A 15,899-nucleotide genomic window follows, 5' to 3' on the forward strand; every position below is an offset into this window, starting at 1 on the left:
TCGTTTTCCCGTACCCGACCTCAGGGAGCTCCGCACATGGCACCGGCCGTCCCCACGACGATGGACCGACCGCACTTCATCGGCATCGGCGGCGCCGGCATGTCGGGCATCGCGAAGATCCTCGCGCAGCGCGGCGCGGCCGTCGCCGGCAGCGACGCCAAGGACTCCGCGACCGCCGAGGCCCTGCGCGCCCTGGGCGCCACGGTGCACATCGGGCACGCCGCCGAGCACCTGGCCGAGGACGCCACCTGCGTCGTCGTCTCCAGCGCCATCCGCGCCGACAACCCCGAGCTGGCCGCCGCCGCCGAGCGCGGCATCCCCGTCGTGCACCGCTCCGACGCCCTCGCGGGCCTCATGGACGGCCTGCGTCCGATCGCCGTCGCGGGCACCCACGGCAAGACGACCACGACGTCGATGCTCGCCGTCTCCCTCGACGCCCTGGGCCTCGACCCGTCGTACGCCATCGGCGGCGACCTGGACGCCCCCGGCTCCAACGCGCGCCACGGCGCCGGCGAGATCTTCGTGGCGGAGGCGGACGAGAGCGACCGCAGCTTCCACAAGTACGCGCCCGAGGTCGCGATCATCCTCAACGTGGAGCTGGACCACCACGCGAACTACGCGTCGATGGACGAGATCTACGAGTCGTTCGACACCTTCGTCGGCCGGATCCGCCCGGGCGGCACGCTCGTCGTCTCCGCCGACCAGGCGGGCGCCCGCGAGCTCACCGAGCGCATCTCGGGCCGCTACGACATCGAGGTCGTCACCTACGGCACCGCCGAGGACGCCGACGTCCGCGTCCTCAAGGTCAACCCGCGCGGCCTGACCAGCGAGGTCACCGTCCTGCTCGGCGGCAAGATGCTGACCTTCACCGTCTCCGTGCCCGGCAGCCACTACGCGCACAACGCCGTCGCGGCCCTCGCCGCGGGCGTCGCGCTCGGCATCCCCGTGCACAACCTCGCCTCCGCGCTCGGCAAGTACACCGGCGTCAAGCGCCGCCTCCAGCTCAAGGGCGAGGCGAATGGCATCCAGGTCATCGACTCCTACGCCCACCACCCCACCGAGATGACCGCCGACCTGGAGGCCATCCGCGGCGCGGTCGACGCCGGCTCGCGCATCCTCGTCGTCTTCCAGCCGCACCTGTTCTCCCGCACCCAGGAGCTCGGCACCGAGATGGGCCAGGCCCTCGCGCTCGCCGACGCCTCGGTCGTCCTGGACATCTACCCGGCCCGCGAGGACCCGATCCCCGGTATCACCAGCGCCCTGATCATCGACGCCGCGACGGCCGCCGGCGCCGACGTGCGCGCCGAGCACGACATGGCGGCGATCCCGGACGTGGTCGCGGGAATGGCCCGCCCCGGGGACCTCGTTCTGACCATGGGCGCCGGTGACGTGACGGACCTCGGTCCGCGCATCCTGGCCCGCCTGGAGAGCTGACCGCACCGGCGGACAGCCGCGACCCCCCCCGGAAGGCGTGCGAGATGGCGTACGAGGTCGAGAAGACGGACGAGCAGTGGCGCGCGGAGCTCTCCCCTGCGGAGTACCAGGTGCTCCGCAGGGCCGGCACCGAGCCCGCCTTCCGGGGCGAGTACACCGACACGAAGACCGCAGGCGTCTACTCGTGCCGCGCCTGCGGCGCGGAGCTGTTCCGCTCCACCGAGAAGTTCGAGAGCCACTGCGGCTGGCCCAGCTTCTACGACCCGAAGGACTCGTCCGCCGTCGAGCTGATCGAGGACCGCTCGCACGGCATGGTGCGCGTCGAGGTCCGCTGCGCCGGCTGCGGCTCGCACCTCGGCCACGTCTTCGAGGGCGAGGGCTACCCCACCCCCACCGACCAGCGCTACTGCATCAACAGCATCGCCCTGCGCCTGGAGCCTGCGGAGGACTGAGACCGGGAAAGGGTGGTCCGAGGAAAGGGTGAGTCCGGCTCACTTGCGTGCGGCGAGGCCCTTCTTCAGGTCGTCGTAGTTCATGACGGGGAGCAGCTCGACGTCGGCCTCCATCTCCAGCAGGAGCGTCTCCAGCGTGGCGGGTATCTGCGACGAGTCCTCCAGGTCGAAGACGAGCGTGCAGGTGCGGCCGCCGTCCATGGGGCCGAAGTAGGCGGCTTCGGGCTTGGTGCGGTCCATCAGGTCCTGTACGAACTTCGGCATCTCGCCGCGCTTGTAGACCTCGTTCGAAGCGTGGGTGTCCAGCCGGGCCCTGAGCATCATGCGCATGGCTCATCGTCCCCTCGGGGCGGCCCACCGCGCCCGGCACTCCGGCTCCGCGCTCACTGAGGCGCGGATGCGCCCACCCTCAGCGTCTCTCCCGCCCCGTCCCGCCGCAACGCAGGCGCGGCGGGGTCAGCCGCACCGCAGCACGGCCGCCGAGGCGGGGGGCAGGTGCAGCAGGCCGTCCGGGCCGGGGAGGTCGACCGGTTGCCAGGCGGCCAGGACCTCGCGTACGGGGGCGTCGCCCAGGGGCAGTGCGGCGGGTCCGTCCGTCGGGTTGACGGCCGTGCACAGGCCGCCGCGGCGCAGGACGGCCGTGCCGCCGGGGCCCACGGTGACCGCCGTGGCGGAGAGCGGGCCGGGGTCGGGTTCGGCGCGGCGCAGGGCGATCAGGCGGCGGTGCCACTCCAGCAGGGCGCGGTGCGGCTCGCGCTCCGGCTCGTCCCAGTCCAGGCAGGAGCGGGCGCGCGTGGCCGGGTCCTGCGGGTCGGGGATCTCCTCCGCGGCCCAGCCGTGCGCGGCGAACTCGCGCCGGCGGCCGGTGCGGACCGCCTCGGCCAGCTGCGGGTCGGTGTGGTCGGTGAAGAACTGCCAGGGGGTGCGCGCCCCCCACTCCTCGCCCATGAAGAGCATCGGGGTGAACGGCCCGCCGAGGACGAGCGCGGCGGCGCAGGCCAGCAGCCCGGGGGAGAGGCGGGCGGAGAGCCGGTCGCCCAGGGCGCGGTTGCCGATCTGGTCGTGGTTCTGGGCGTAGCCCAGGAGGCGCCGGGCCGGGGTGCCCGGGTCGAGGGGCCGGCCGTGCGGGCGGCCGCGGAAGGAGGAGCGCGTGCCGTCGTGGAAGAAGCCGCCCCGCAGCGTCTTGCCGAGCGCCCCGGCCGGGTCGGCGGCGAAGTCGGCGTAGTAGCCCTGGGACTCCCCGGTCAGGACGGTGTGCAGGGCGTGGTGGAAGTCGTCGTTCCACTGGGCGTGCAGGCCCAGGCCGCCCGTCCCGCGCGGCGTGGTGGTGGCCGGGTCGTTCAGGTCGGACTCGGCGACGAGGAACAGCGGCCGGCCCAGCCGGGCGGCCAGGGCGTCCACGGCGCCGGAGAGTTCGGCGAGGAAGTGCTTGGGCCGGGTGTCCGCGAGCGCGTGCACGGCGTCCAGCCGCAGCCCGTCCAGCCGGTAGTCGCGCAGCCAGGCCAGCGCACTGCCCGTCAGATAGGCGCGCACCTCGTCGGAGCCGGGGGCGTCGAGGTTGACGGCGGCGCCCCACGGCGTGTGGTGGGTGTCGGTGAAGTACGGCCCGAAGGCGGGCAGGTGGTTGCCGGAGGGGCCGAGGTGGTTGTGCACCACGTCCAGGACGACGCCGAGGCCGAGCGCGTGCGCGGCGTCCACGAACCGGCACAGCCCCCCGGGCCCGCCGTAGGGCTCGTGGACGGCCCACGGCGACACGCCCTCGTATCCCCAGCCGTGCGTGCCGGGGAAGGGGCATACGGGCATCAGCTCCACGTGGGTGACGCCCAGTGCGGCGAGGTGCGGCAGGCGCGCGGCCGCGGCGTCGAAGGTGCCCTCGCGGGTGAACGTGCCCACGTGCAGCTCGTAGAGGACGGCGCCGGGCAGCGGGCGGCCCGCCCACTCCTGCCGCCAGGGGAAGCGCCCGGGGTCGGTGACGGCGCTCGGCCCGTCGGGCCCGTCGGGCTGCCGGCGCGAGCGCGGGTCGGGCCGCATGGGGCCGCCGTCCAGGGCGAATCCGTAGCGGGTGCCCTCCTCGCCGGGGGCCTCGCAGCGCCACCACCCGTCCCGGGCCGGGTCCCGCTCCATCGCGTGCGCCCGGCCGCCGGCGTGCAGCTGCACCCGGCCGGCCCGCGGCGCCCACACCTCGAACAGCACGGGCGGCTCCTTCCCGACGGCAGTGCTGTCCATGGTGCCCCGAGGTCAGGCCTCGCGGGCCGGAAGCAGGTCGATCCGCTCCTGCAGGACGGGGTAGCCGGCCTTCGCGAAGCCCGCGGCCATCGGCAGGTTGCCCTGGTCGGTGGAGGCCGCGATGCGCGTGGCGCCCCGGGACACCAGGTCGTGCGTGCACTCCACGAGCAGGTCGTAGCCGTAGCCGCGGCCGCGCTGCCCGGCGACGACGCCGAGGTAGCCCACGCACGGACCGGCCGGGTTGTGCGCGGGGATGTGCAGGCCGACCAGCTCGCCGCTGGGCGTGAAGGCGAGCCGCCACCAGTCCCGGGGCGAGGGCAGCCAGGCGAGGAAGTCCATGAGGTCGTCGACGGCGGCTTCAAGGCCGAGTTCGGTGACGTTCTTGCGGTCGTGCGCGTCGAGCGTGCCCTCCATGGTGCGGCCCAGCACGTCGCGGATGACGGCGTCGTCGGGCTCGGGCCGGAAGACCAGCCGGCCGGGGCGCTCGGGCAGCGGGCAGCCGGTCGTCCACTCGTAGCGGAAGCGCTCGACCAGCACCTGCATCCCGGCGGCCTCGGCCACCGCGACGCGCGCCTCCACGGCGGCCCGCACCTCGGGCATCTCCCGCCAGCCGGGCGGGGCCATCAGGGCGTACTCGGAGCGCAGGGGGGAGGTGCGCAGCAGGCGGGCGGCCGCCTCCTCCTCGCCCTCGGCGAAGTCGAACCAGTCCAGGGCCTTGGGGGTCTCGTCGCCGGGGCCGCCCCACCAGGCGGCGCGGGCGACGACCTCGCCGTCGCGCAGCGCGACCCAGGTCCAGTCGGGGCGGTACTCCCCGCCCCGGTGCACGGGCACGTAGGTGTGGCCGAAGGCGCCCTTGCCGACGAGGGCGGGCACGTCGAGGGCCGAGAACAGTTCGGTGTCGCGCTCGGTGAGCGCACGGATGACCAGCTGGGTCATGGGGTCCTTCCGGAGAGGCTGTTGCGCTGCATGCGCACCGCCTAGGAAGGCCCATGCGGGCCCCGCCCGTCCACCGATTTCTCTCGGGCCCGATGTCTTTCAGACCTGGTGCAGCCCGCGCCCGGCCAGCGAGAGCATCACCTCGCCCACCGCCTCCGACAGCGTCGGGTGCGGGTGGACGTGCCGGGCGACGTCGGCCGTGTCCGCGTCCCAGCCGACGACCAGCTGGCTCTCCGCGATCATCTCCGAGACGTGCGGGCCCACCAGGTGGACGCCGAGCACCCGGCCGCCGCCCTTCTCGGCGACGACCTTCACCACGCCGCCCTGCCCGTGCACCATGCCCTTGGCCACGGCCGTCAGCGGCATCGAGTTCACCTCGGCGTCGTGGCCGCGCTCGCGCGCCTCGTCCTCCGTCAGGCCGACGGAGGCCGTCTGCGGGCTGGAGTACGTGACGCGCGGCACGGCGGCGTAGTCGACCGGCTGCGGCGCCCGCCCGGCGAGGGTCTCGGCGACCAGCAGCCCCTCCGCGAAGGAGGCGTGGGCGAGGCCGAGGGAGGGCGGCGGCAGCAGGTCGCCGACGACGTGGATGCCCGGCACGGCCGTCTCCAGGCGCGACCAGTCGGCCGGCGGGACGAAGCCGCGGGCGTCGGTGGCGAGTCCGGCCGCCGCCAGGCCGAGGCCGTCGGTGACCGGCACCCGGCCCACGGCCACCAGCAGCCGCTCCGCCTCCAGCGTGCGCACCTCTCCGCGGGCGGTGCGGAGCGTGGCCCGCACCCCGCCCTCGTGGGCGACGGCGTCCTCCAGCCGCGCGCCCGCCCGGACGTCGATGCCCCGCTTCTTCAGACCCCGCGTCAGATACCGGCTCACGTCGGCGTCCTCCAGCGGCAGCAGCCGCTCCGCCGCCTCCACCAGCGTCACCTCGGCGCCCATGGAGCGGTGCAGGGAGGCGTACTCCACGCCGATGGCGCCCCCGCCGAGCACCAGCACCGAGCCGGGCAGCCCCGGCGCGAACAGGGCGTCGTCGCTGGTGACCACGCGCGCCCCGTCGGGCTCCAGGCCCGGCAGGGTGCGCGGCCGCGAGCCGGTGGCCAGCACGATGCCCCGGCGGGCCGTCCACGCGGAACCCGCCTCGGCGCCCGAACCGATCCGCACCGTCCGCGGGCCCGTCAGCGTCGCCGTCCCCCGCACCACGCGCACGCCGGCGTGCGCCAGATGGCTCTCCACGCCCCGGTGGTTGCGGGCGACGATGTCGTCGCGGGTCGCGGTGAGCGCTGACCAGTCGACCGACTCCAGGGTCGCCTTGACGCCCCACCGCTCGCGCGCCTCCGCGATGCCGTCCACCAGCTCCGCCGCGTGCAGCATGGCCTTGCTGGGTATGCAGCCGCGGTGCAGACAGGTGCCGCCCACCAGGTCGCGTTCCGCGAGGACGACGTCGAGGCCCAGCGCTGCGGCCCGCAGGGCGGTGCTGTAGCCGCCGGTGCCGCCGCCGATCACGATCACATCTGTTTCGCGCATGTCTTCACCCTGCGCCGTCAGGGATTATGAGTCCAACGCAATGTTTCGATCGATCCCATGAACAGAGGTCATGGGGCCACGGGAGGGCCGGGCATGAGCCTGCGGCAGATGGAGTACCTCGTCGCGGTGGTCGAGGAGGAGTCGTTCACCCGCGCGGCCGACCTGCTCAACGTGACCCAGTCCGCCCTCTCCCACCAGATCAAGGCCCTGGAACGGGACGTCGGCGGCCCGCTGCTGGAGCGCCGCCCGCGCGGCATCGGCCTGACCCCGATGGGCCGCGCCTTCCTGCCCCACGCCGAACTCGCCGTCCGCAGCGCCGAACAGGCCCGCCGGGCGGCGAAGGCCGCCGCCGGAGCGGCCGGCGGCGAGCTGCACATCGCCTCCCTGCACGCCCTCGCGGTCGGGGTGCTGCCGCCCGTCTTCGCGCGCTGGCGCCGCGCCTTCCCCGCCGTCCGCCTCCACCTGCACGAGTACGCGACCACGGAGGAGCTGCGCGACCACATGGAGCGCGGCGTCGCCGACATCGCCGTCGGCCCCCGCCCCGAGGGCTGGCACGGCCCCGTCGTCCCCCTCGGCGACGAGGAGATCATGGTGATCACCTCGGCGGACGACCCGCTCGCAGCCCGTACGGAACCCCTCACGCTGCCCGAACTGGCCGGGCGCGACTGGGTGCGCTGTGCCCTGGAACCGATCGTGCAGGGCAAGCGCTGGCTCGACTGGGTCTGCGAGCAGGGCGGCTTCGCTCCCCGTACGGCCGTCTGGACGGAACACTCCTCGACCGCCGTACGGATGGCGGTGTCCGGACTGGGCCTGGTCGCCGCCCCCGTGCACATGGCGCGCGACGTGCCCGGCGCGGTGACCGTCCCCGTCGACCCGCGCTGGCGCCGCGAGCAGACCGCCTTCGCGCGCGTGGAGCTCACCGGCACCACCGCCGCCTTCGTCGAGCTCTGCCGCGAACTGGCGTTTCCGGGCACCGGCTGAAGCCCGCTGTGCGTGGGGCCGCGCCCTTCCACGGGGCGCGGCTCGTCGCTCAGTCCCGCACGAGCAGCGCCACCGGACAGTGCTCCAGCAGCTCCGACAGGGCCACGGGCGCCTCCCAGGAGGCGCCCGTCAGCACCTCGCGCCACCGGCCGCCGCCCGGCAGCGGCAGCACCGTCCCCCGCAGGCCCCCGTCCTGCGCCAGCCGCTCGTGCAGCCGCGAGACGACGGTGACCGCGGCGCCGGAGCGTGCGAAGGCCACGCAGTGCCCGGCGGCCGGGCCGTCGGCGGCCAGCGGCGCGTACGAGGCGCCGGGGCCGAACCACTCGGGGCGCGAGCGGCGCAGCCCCAGCACGGTGCGCGTCAGGTGCAGCTTCTCGGCGGACAGGTCCCCGGCTCCGGCGGCCGCCCCGTCGGCGACGGCTTCGGGGAAGGCCGGCGGGCGCCGGTTGTCGGGGTCGACCAGGGCGGCGTAGGCGCGCTCCGTGCCCATGTAGAGGTCGGGCACGCCCGGCATGGTCAGGTGCAGCAGGGCCGCGCCGAGCGTGTTGGCCCGTACGGACGGGCGCAGCGCCTCCTCCAGGGGCGCGAGAGCCGTGCGGGCCGGGCCGCACGGGTGCGCCGCGACGAAGGCCTCCACGGCCGCCTCGTAGGCCGCGTCCGGCTCGGTCCACGTCGTGCGCAGCCCCGCCTCGCGCACGCTCTTCAGCACGGCCGGCGCGAGCCGGTCGGCGTCCGCGGGGTTCGCCGGGCCGAGCCCGAAGGCGCTCTGCCAGGCCAGCCACGCCACGTGCGGGTCGGGCGCGCAGGGGTCGGCGGCCCCGGCCGCCAGCCGGTCCATCAGGTCCGCCCACTGCCCGGGGCACTCGCTCAGCGCCGCGATCCGGGCCCGCACGTCGGCGCTGCGCTTGGTGTCGTGCGTGGACAGCACCGTCCCGGTCGCGGGCCAGTCGTGCTGCAGGCGGGCGCAGTAGGCGTGGAATTCCTCCGGGGAGACGGCGGGCCGGCCGGGGTCGCCGCCGACCTCCGCGGCCGACAGCAGGGGCGCGTGCCGGTAGAAGGCGGTGTCCTCGACGGACTTGGCGCGCAGCGCGGAGGCGGTCTGCGCGAACCGCGCGCAGAAGTCCCGCTGGTCCGGCCCCTGCCCCAGGCGGCCGAGCGCCGCGTCCCGGACGATCTCGGCCGCGCAGGCCTCCTCGGGCACGGCGAAGGCGCCGCGCGCGTCCTGGGCGGCCTGGTCGAGCAGGGCGGCGTCGACGGGGGCCGGGGGCCGCCCGGGCAGCGCGTAGGGCCGGTAGACGGGCAGCCGGACGAGGATCTCGCGCAGCGCGGTGCGCAGGGCCCAGGGCGCGGTGTCGCGCAATTGGTGCGAGCCCTCGCAGATCCGGCCGGCGGTGCGCACCAGCCGCTCGGTCTCCGCGGCCAGCTCGTGGGTGATCACCTTGTACGCGGCGCGGCGCACCGTCGCGGGCCAGTCGCCGCCGCGGTCGGGCGGCAGGCCGGTGAAGGCGCGGTAGCGGGCCCCCAGTTCGGCGGCGCCCGCGGGGTCGACGAAGAGGCCGTCGAGGTGGCGCAGGGCGTCGTAGCCGGTGGTCCCGGCGACGGGCCAGTCGCCGGGCAGGCGCTCGTCGCGGCCGAGGATCTTCTCGACGACCGTCCACCGGCCGTCCGTGGCCTCGGCGAGGCGGTGGAGGTAGCCGGCGGGGTCGGCGAGCCCGTCCGGGTGGTCGACGCGCAGCCCGTCGGCCACCCCGTCCTGCAGCAGCTGCACCACCTTGCCGTGGGTGGCGGCGAAGACCTCCGGGTCCTCCACGCGGACCGCGATCAGCTCGGAGACGGTGAAGAAGCGCCGGTAGTTCAGCTCCGTGCGGGCCAGCCGCCACCAGGCGGGCCGGTACCACTGGGCGTCCAGCAGGTCGGGCAGCGGCAGCCGCTCCGTGCCGGGCCGCAGCGGGAAGGCGTGGTCGTGGTAGCGCAGGACGCGCCCCGAACGGTCCGAGCGGCCCGCGACGCTGAAGTGGCGCAGCTCCCCGCCGAGCGGGCCGGCCAGCACGGGCAGCAGCACCTTGCCGCCGTGCTCGGCCCAGTCGATGTCGAACCAGCGGGCGTAGCGCGAGGCCGGGCCGTCCCGCAGGACCTCCCAGAGCGGGCCGTTGAGCGTCGCGGGCGCGGGCAGGGCCATGTGGTTCGGGACGATGTCGAGGATCAGGCCCATCCCGTGCTCCCGGGCGGTGCGGGCCAGGGACCGCAGGCCCTCCTCGCCGCCGAGCTCGGCCCGCACGGCCGAGTGGTCGACGACGTCGTAGCCGTGCGTGGAGCCGGGGACGGCCTCCAGGACGGGGGACAGGTGCAGGTGGGACACCCCGAGGGAGGCCAGGTACGGCACGGCCTCCTCGGCTGCCCGGAAGGGGAAGGCCGGCTGGAGCTGGAGCCGGTAGGTCGCGGTCGGCACAGCGCTGTGGAGCCTCATGGGAACGTACGTACCCACTCGCGGCGGCCTTGCCGCAGGGGACTACGCCGGGCGCTGCAACACCGCGAGGCTGCGGTCGGCCAGCGTCAGGCGGTCCCCCGCCCGGATCTTCGGCCCGTCGGTCGCCACCCCCTCGGGCCCGGCGGTGTCGACCACGACCTGCCACAGCCTGCCGTGGTCGGCGGGCACGACGAAGTCGAGCGGCTTGTCGTGCGCGTTGAACATCAGCAGGAAGGAGTCGTCGACGACCGGCTCGCCGCGCGGCCCGGGCTCGGAGATCGCCCCGCCGTTGAGGAAGACCGTCAGCGACTTGGCCTGGGCGGCCTGCCAGTCACTGTCCCGCATCTCTTCACCCTCGTGGGTGAACCAGGCGATGTCGGACAGCTCGTCGTGGGTGCCCTGCACCGGGCGGCCGTGGAAGAAGCGGCGGCGCCGGAAGACCGGGTGGTCGCGGCGCAGCCACACCATCGCCCGGGTGAAGGCGAGCATCCGCCGGGCGGACCCGGAGGAGTCGTCCCCGGGGCGCGGCCAGTGCACCCAGGAGACGTCGTTGTCCTGGCAGTAGGCGTTGTTGTTGCCCTGCTGGCTGCGCGCGAACTCGTCGCCGTGGCTGAGCATCGGCACGCCCTGCGACACCATCAGCGTGGCGACGAAGTTGCGCATCTGGCGCTCGCGCAGCGCGAGCACCTCCGGGTCGTCGCTCTCGCCCTCGGCCCCGCAGTTCCAGGACCGGTTGTGGTTCTCGCCGTCGCGGTTGTCCTCGCCGTTGTCCTCGTTGTGCTTGCCGTTGTACGCGACGAGGTCGTGCAGGGTGAAGCCGTCGTGGCAGGTGACGAAGTTGACAGAGGCCAGGGGGCGCCTGCCGTCGCCCTGGTAGAGGTCGGAGGAGCCGGTCAGCCGGGAGCCGAACTCCGCCAGGGTGGCCGGCTCGCCGCGCCACATGTCCCGGGCGGTGTCCCTGAACTTTCCGTTCCACTCGGCCCACAGCGGGGGGAAGTTCCCGACCTGGTAGCCGCCCTCGCCGACGTCCCACGGCTCCGCGATCAGCTTCACCCGGCTGACCACCGGATCCTGCTGCACCAGGTCGAAGAAGGACGAGAGCCGGTCCACCTCGTGGAACTGGCGCGCGAGCGTCGCCGCCAGATCGAAGCGGAATCCGTCCACCCGCATCTCGGTCACCCAGTACCGCAGCGAGTCCATGATGAGCTGCAGGACGTGCGGACTGCGCATCAGCAGGGAATTGCCGGTGCCGGTGGTGTCCATGTAGTACTGCGGGTCGTCCGCGAGCCGGTAGTACGAGGCGTTGTCCAGGCCCCGGAAGGAGAGCGTGGGCCCCAGGTGGCTGCCCTCGGCCGTGTGGTTGTAGACCACATCGAGAATGACCTCGATGCCCGCCGCGTGCAGCGCCCGCACCGCCGACTTGAACTCCAGCACCTGCTGTCCCCGGTCGCCCCAGGAGGCGTAGGCGTTGTGCGGGGCGAAGAAGCCGATGGTGTTGTAGCCCCAGTAGTTGGCCAGACCCGAATCCACCAGCCGGTGGTCGTTGACGAACTGATGGACCGGCATCAGTTCGATGGCCGTGACCCCCAGCTCCGTCAGGTGCTCGATCACCGCGGGGTGGGCCAGCGCCGCGTACGTGCCGCGGATCTCCTCCGGCAGCGCCGGGTGGCGCATCGTCAGGCCCTTGACGTGGGCCTCGTAGATGACCGTGCGGTGGTAGTCGGTGCGCGGCGGGCGGTCGTCCCCCCAGTCGAAGTAGGGATTGACGACGACCGACGTCATCATGTGCGGCGCCGAGTCCATGTCGTTGCGCTTCTCGGGCCGCCCGAAGTGATAGCCGTAGACGGCCTCGCCCCAGTCGACGGCCCCGCTCACGGCCCGGGCGTAGGGGTCCAGCAGCAGTTTGGCGGAGTTGCAGCGGTGCCCGTGCTCCGGCTCGTAGGGCCCGTGCACCCGGAAGCCGTACCGCTGACCCGGCATCACCCCCGGCAGGTAGGCGTGCCGTACGAAGGCGTCGCTCTCGCGCAGCTCCACCGCCGTCTCCGAGCCGTCGTCGTGCAGGAGGCACAGCTCGATCCGCTCGGCGACCTCCGAGAAGACCGCGAAGTTGGTGCCGGCGCCGTCGTACGTCGCGCCGAGGGGGTACGCCTGTCCCGGCCAGACCTGCATCGACTCTTCCGTTCTTCCGTTGTCCCAGGCTGTACTCGGGGGCCGTCCTCGCCGCCGCACGCGCCGGCCTTGCTGTTCGAGACGCGCGTACGGGCCGAAGCGGCATCTTCGCCCAATCGGACCGGACAGGGCGCCCTTTCGCCAGATCTTCCCCAAAAGGAGCGCAACCACAGCCCCCTTCGGCTCGTCCGACCGGGTGACCCGGCGGGGGTGCGCCCCCGCTCCGCCCCCTCCCCTCCGGCCCCGGAAACCGGCGGCACGGCGCGCCCGGACGGGCGCCCGCACGGCTCTCACCGCGCGTTTTGGGACCCCACCGCTATGAAACGGCTCACTCCCCGCGCCGGGCGGGCGGACAACAGGTTTCCGGAACGGGAGAGTTGGCGGAGGACCGGACCCGTCCGGGTGCAGGGCCCGCCGCCCGCACAGTAGTCTGCCTTGATCGTTGGACGGGGGCGGAAGGCGGTGCACTGTGAGCTCGGGCGGGCTGGAGCTGCCCCCTGGAGACGGAAGTCCCGGGGGTGACGGCTCGGCCGACACACCTCCCGGCGCCGTGTCCGTGGCACGCCCCGTGGAGATCGGCGCCGCACTGGACTGGGACGCCGAGGCGTGGGGCGAGGTGCGCACCCGCGCCCGGCGGGCCGGCCGGGCGTACATCTGGCTCAACCTCGTGGAGCAGCGGCTGCGCGCCGTCGTCGCCGCCGTCCTGCGGCCCGTCTACGAGCCGGTGCACGGCGAGGACGAGTGGGTCGTCGCCGCGGCCGGGCCGGCCGGGCAGGAGTGGGTGCAGCGGGCCGTCGCGGTGCGCGAGGTCAGCCGCCGCAAGGGCTATCTGCTCGACCCGGCCGACGACAACGTCCTCAGCTTCCTCACCCTGCCCCAGCTGCGCGAGCTCCTCGTCCAGCACTGGCCCTGCTTCGAGCCGTACCTCGACGACCGGCGCGAGCTGGAACTGGCACTGGACGAGCTGGAGGTGACGCGCAACGTCGTCTCCCGCAACCGCGCCCTGTCCGAGACCGTCCTCGCCCAGGCCGAGCGGGCCGCCGGCCGCCTGCTGACGATCCTCGGCGGCGGCAGCGGCGGCAGCGGCGGCACGGGCGCCCGGTCCGGCGACCGGCTGCCCGTCGACGCCGTCGAGGACATCGTGGGCGACCGCTACGCCGACGTCGTGGGCGTCCACCCCGACCGGGTCCGGCTGCAGCGGCAGCTTCCCGTGGAGGACCTCTTCGGCAGCGCCCGCCGCCTCGACGCCGTCGGCATAGGCCTGAACCTGCTCGTCCAGAACTACTCGGGGCGCCGGCTGGTCCGGCTCGCCGAGGCCGGCTGCCGGGCCCGTCTGCTCTTCCTCAACCCCGCCAGCAGCGCCGTGCGGCGCCGGGAGCGGGAGCTGGGCATCAAGAAGGGCGAGATGAGCCGGTCCGTCGAGATGAACATCATGCACATGCGGCGCGTGCGCGACCGGCTCCGCGACACCGCCGCCTTCGAGATCCGCGTCTTCGACGAGACGCCGCGCTTCACCGCCTACCTCGTCAACGGCGACGGCGCGGACGGGCTGGCCGTCGTCCAGTCCTACCTGCGCAAGGCCCGCGGCATGGAGGCCCCCGTGCTGGTGCTGCGCGGCGGCGGCACCGTGGTCCGCGACGGGCGCGAGCCCGAGCACGGGCTCTTCGAGACCTACCGCGAGGAGTTCGAGAGCGTGTGGGCGGACTCGCGACCGGTCTCGTGACGGCCGCCCGCGACGGCGTTCCCGCAGGCCGGGACGGGGCGCTGTCAGTGGGGCGTGCGACGCTGGGGACCAGTCGGGGGAAGCACCACGAAGGGGGACCGCGATGGGGTGGCATCAGGAGCTGCTGATCGGCTTCGACCTGGAGACCACGGGCACGGATCCGGCCGAGGCGAGGATCGTCACGGCGGCCGTCGTCGAGACCAAGGCCGGGGAGCCCGTCGGCCGCCGGGAGTGGCTGGCCGATCCCGGCGTCCCCATCCCGGACGAGGCCGCGGCCATCCACGGCATCACCAGCGAGCGCGCCGCCCTCGGCAGGCCCGCCCGCGAGGTGGCCGACGAGATAGCGGACATCCTGGTCGCGCACTGGTCGGCGGGCGCGGCCGTCGTCGCCTACAACGCCGCCTTCGACCTCACCATCCTCGCGGCGGAGCTCCGGCGGCACGGGCTGCCCTCCCTCGGGGAGCGGCTGGCGGCCGCGGGCGGTGCGGCCGCCGGCGGGCAGGGCACGGGCCCGGTCGTGGACCCGCTCACCATGGACCGCGCCCTCGACCGCTACCGCAAGGGCAAGCGGAACCTGGAGACGGTCTGCCGGGTCTACGGCGTGACCCTGGAGGACGCCCACGAGGCCGGTGCCGACGCCCTCGCGGCCGTCCGGGTGGCCTGCGCCCTCGCCGAGCACTATCCGGAGGTGGCCGAGGCCGCCCCCTGGGACCTCCACCGGGACCAGGAGCGGTGGTACGCGGACTGGGCGAGGGGCTACGAGGCCTGGCTGCGCCGCAAGGGCGACGAGACGGCGACCGTGGACGGCCGCTGGCCGCTGCGCTGACCGCTCCGCGGGGGAGGCGATGCGCGCACCGGCTCCGGTGGCCTGAGCGCAGACCGCTGCGGGAGCGCCCCTATAAGGGGCGCGGGAACTGCGCGACCAGCCACGCACGGCCCGCAGACGGCCTGCCGCGTCCGGCAGGGATTGAGGACGGGAGTCCTCAGAACGGATACCACCGGACCGCGGCGTCACCCTCCCGCAGTGACGCCACCCGGCGACCGAACTCCGCGCGAGCCGCAGCGTTGCCCGGCGCGTGCTGGGCCACCCAGGCGCAGCTCGCCGTCTCGCGCGCACCGCGCAGGACCGGGCAGCCCTCCCACTCCCGTACGTCCCAGCCGTACGTCCGTACGAAGGCGTCGTAGGCGTCGGCCGGCAGGCCGTAGCGGTCCTTGCTGAGGGCGAGGACGACGAGGTCGTGCTCGCGCAGGTCGCCCGCGAAGGTCTCCAGGTCCACCAGGACCGGCCCGTCCGGGCCGATGTGCACGTTGCGCGGGAGGGCGTCCCCGTGGATCGGGCCCGGGGGCAGGTGCGGGGTCAGGGCCGCGGCCTGCACCGCGAAGCCGTCCCGCCGCTCGCGCAGGTAGGCCGCGTCCGCGGGGTCGATCGCGTCCCCGGCCAGCCGCAGCCACCGCTCGACACCGCCGAGCAGTTCGCGCCGGGGCAGGGCGAAGTCCGGGGCGGGCAGGGCGTGGAGGATGCGCAGCAGCCCGGCGAGGTCGGCGGCGCCGGCCGGGCGCACGGCCTCGGGCAGCCGGTGCCAGAGCGTCACGGGGTGCCCTCCGGCCGTCCGCGGCGCGGGCTCGGCGGCGCGCACGGCCGGGACGCCCTGCTCCGCCAGCCAGGCGGCGACCCGCAGTTCGTGGCGCGCGCGCTCCAGCAGTGACGCGTCGCGGCCCACCTTGACGACGAGCCCGCCCACGGCGAAGACCGCGTTCTCGCCGAGCGCGAGCAGGGCCGCGTCGGCCACCGGCGCCTCCGGCACCGCCGCCGCGAGGAGCTCGCGCGCCCGCCGCTCCGTGAATGCCGTGCTCTCCGCCGCGTCCGCCACTGCGCCCGTACCTTTCGTACCTGCGGCGATCGCCGCACTCCTGCTCATCCGACCCGTCACGCTACCCGGCCGGCCGCGCATGGCCGGAAAGAGATCGTTGGACGATACGTTTCGTCTTGCCGGCT

At 74.6% G+C, this 15,899-nt stretch carries 12 protein-coding genes; 5 read left to right on the top strand and 7 right to left on the bottom strand.

Annotated elements, in window-relative coordinates:
• Positions 1–36: 36 nt before the first annotated feature.
• Together murC and msrB are read left to right on the top strand one after the other, a co-directional pair.
• On the top strand, positions 37–1,434 hold the full coding sequence (gene murC, locus AS857_RS07530) for a UDP-N-acetylmuramate--L-alanine ligase (protein ID WP_058042357.1): 1,398 nt from the start codon (positions 37–39) through the stop codon (positions 1,432–1,434).
• A gap of 44 nt (positions 1,435–1,478) precedes the next feature.
• Positions 1,479–1,886, top strand: a complete 408-nt coding sequence (gene msrB / locus AS857_RS07535) for a peptide-methionine (R)-S-oxide reductase MsrB (protein WP_058042358.1) — start codon at positions 1,479–1,481, stop codon at positions 1,884–1,886.
• Between the two features lie 39 nt (positions 1,887–1,925).
• On the opposite strand, the gene AS857_RS07540 is transcribed toward msrB, so the two are convergent.
• The 4 genes from AS857_RS07540 to lpdA all read right to left on the bottom strand — a co-directional run bounded on the left by AS857_RS07540 (position 1,926) and on the right by lpdA (position 6,563).
• Entirely contained in the window at positions 1,926–2,216 is a 291-nt protein-coding gene (locus AS857_RS07540) for a hypothetical protein (RefSeq protein WP_058042359.1), read from the bottom strand.
• 126 nt (positions 2,217–2,342) lie between these two features.
• Positions 2,343–4,079 carry a malto-oligosyltrehalose trehalohydrolase gene (gene treZ, locus AS857_RS07545; RefSeq protein ID WP_058042360.1) on the bottom strand — a complete coding sequence of 579 codons (1,737 nt, stop codon included), beginning with the start codon at positions 4,077–4,079 and terminating at the stop codon, positions 2,343–2,345.
• A gap of 45 nt (positions 4,080–4,124) precedes the next feature.
• Entirely contained in the window at positions 4,125–5,048 is a 924-nt protein-coding gene (locus AS857_RS07550) for a GNAT family protein (RefSeq protein WP_058042361.1), read from the bottom strand.
• A gap of 99 nt (positions 5,049–5,147) precedes the next feature.
• Complete coding sequence (gene lpdA, locus AS857_RS07555) at positions 5,148–6,563, bottom strand: dihydrolipoyl dehydrogenase (protein ID WP_058042362.1); 1,416 nt, start codon at positions 6,561–6,563, stop codon at positions 5,148–5,150.
• A gap of 93 nt (positions 6,564–6,656) precedes the next feature.
• Here lpdA and AS857_RS07560 point away from each other — a divergent pair, with 93 nt between their 5' ends.
• The gene (locus AS857_RS07560; protein ID WP_058042363.1) at positions 6,657–7,544 is read left to right on the top strand and encodes a LysR family transcriptional regulator; all 888 of its coding nucleotides are present in this window, start codon (positions 6,657–6,659) and stop codon (positions 7,542–7,544) included.
• Positions 7,545–7,593: 49 nt separating this feature from the next.
• On the opposite strand, the gene treY is transcribed toward AS857_RS07560, so the two are convergent.
• Together treY and glgX are read right to left on the bottom strand one after the other, a co-directional pair.
• A complete protein-coding gene (gene treY, locus AS857_RS07565; RefSeq protein WP_058042364.1) occupies positions 7,594–10,011 on the bottom strand; it encodes a malto-oligosyltrehalose synthase in 2,418 nt (805 codons plus the stop codon).
• Positions 10,012–10,053: 42 nt separating this feature from the next.
• A complete protein-coding gene (glgX, locus tag AS857_RS07570; RefSeq protein ID WP_058042365.1) occupies positions 10,054–12,180 on the bottom strand; it encodes a glycogen debranching protein GlgX in 2,127 nt (708 codons plus the stop codon).
• 469 nt (positions 12,181–12,649) lie between these two features.
• Between glgX and AS857_RS07575 the strand changes: the two genes are divergently transcribed.
• Together AS857_RS07575 and AS857_RS07580 are read left to right on the top strand one after the other, a co-directional pair.
• A complete protein-coding gene (locus tag AS857_RS07575) occupies positions 12,650–13,903 on the top strand; it encodes an SAV2148 family HEPN domain-containing protein (protein ID WP_058042366.1) in 1,254 nt (417 codons plus the stop codon).
• 103 nt (positions 13,904–14,006) lie between these two features.
• On the top strand, positions 14,007–14,729 hold the full coding sequence (locus AS857_RS07580; RefSeq protein WP_058042367.1) for a 3'-5' exonuclease: 723 nt from the start codon (positions 14,007–14,009) through the stop codon (positions 14,727–14,729).
• A gap of 157 nt (positions 14,730–14,886) precedes the next feature.
• Here AS857_RS07580 and AS857_RS07585 read toward each other — a convergent pair whose 3' ends face one another.
• Complete coding sequence (locus tag AS857_RS07585) at positions 14,887–15,822, bottom strand: phosphotransferase enzyme family protein (RefSeq protein ID WP_079110160.1); 936 nt, start codon at positions 15,820–15,822, stop codon at positions 14,887–14,889.
• Positions 15,823–15,899: the final 77 nt, after the last annotated feature.

This window comes from Streptomyces roseifaciens (assembly GCF_001445655.1).
Lineage (GTDB): Bacteria > Actinomycetota > Actinomycetes > Streptomycetales > Streptomycetaceae > Streptomyces > Streptomyces aureoversilis.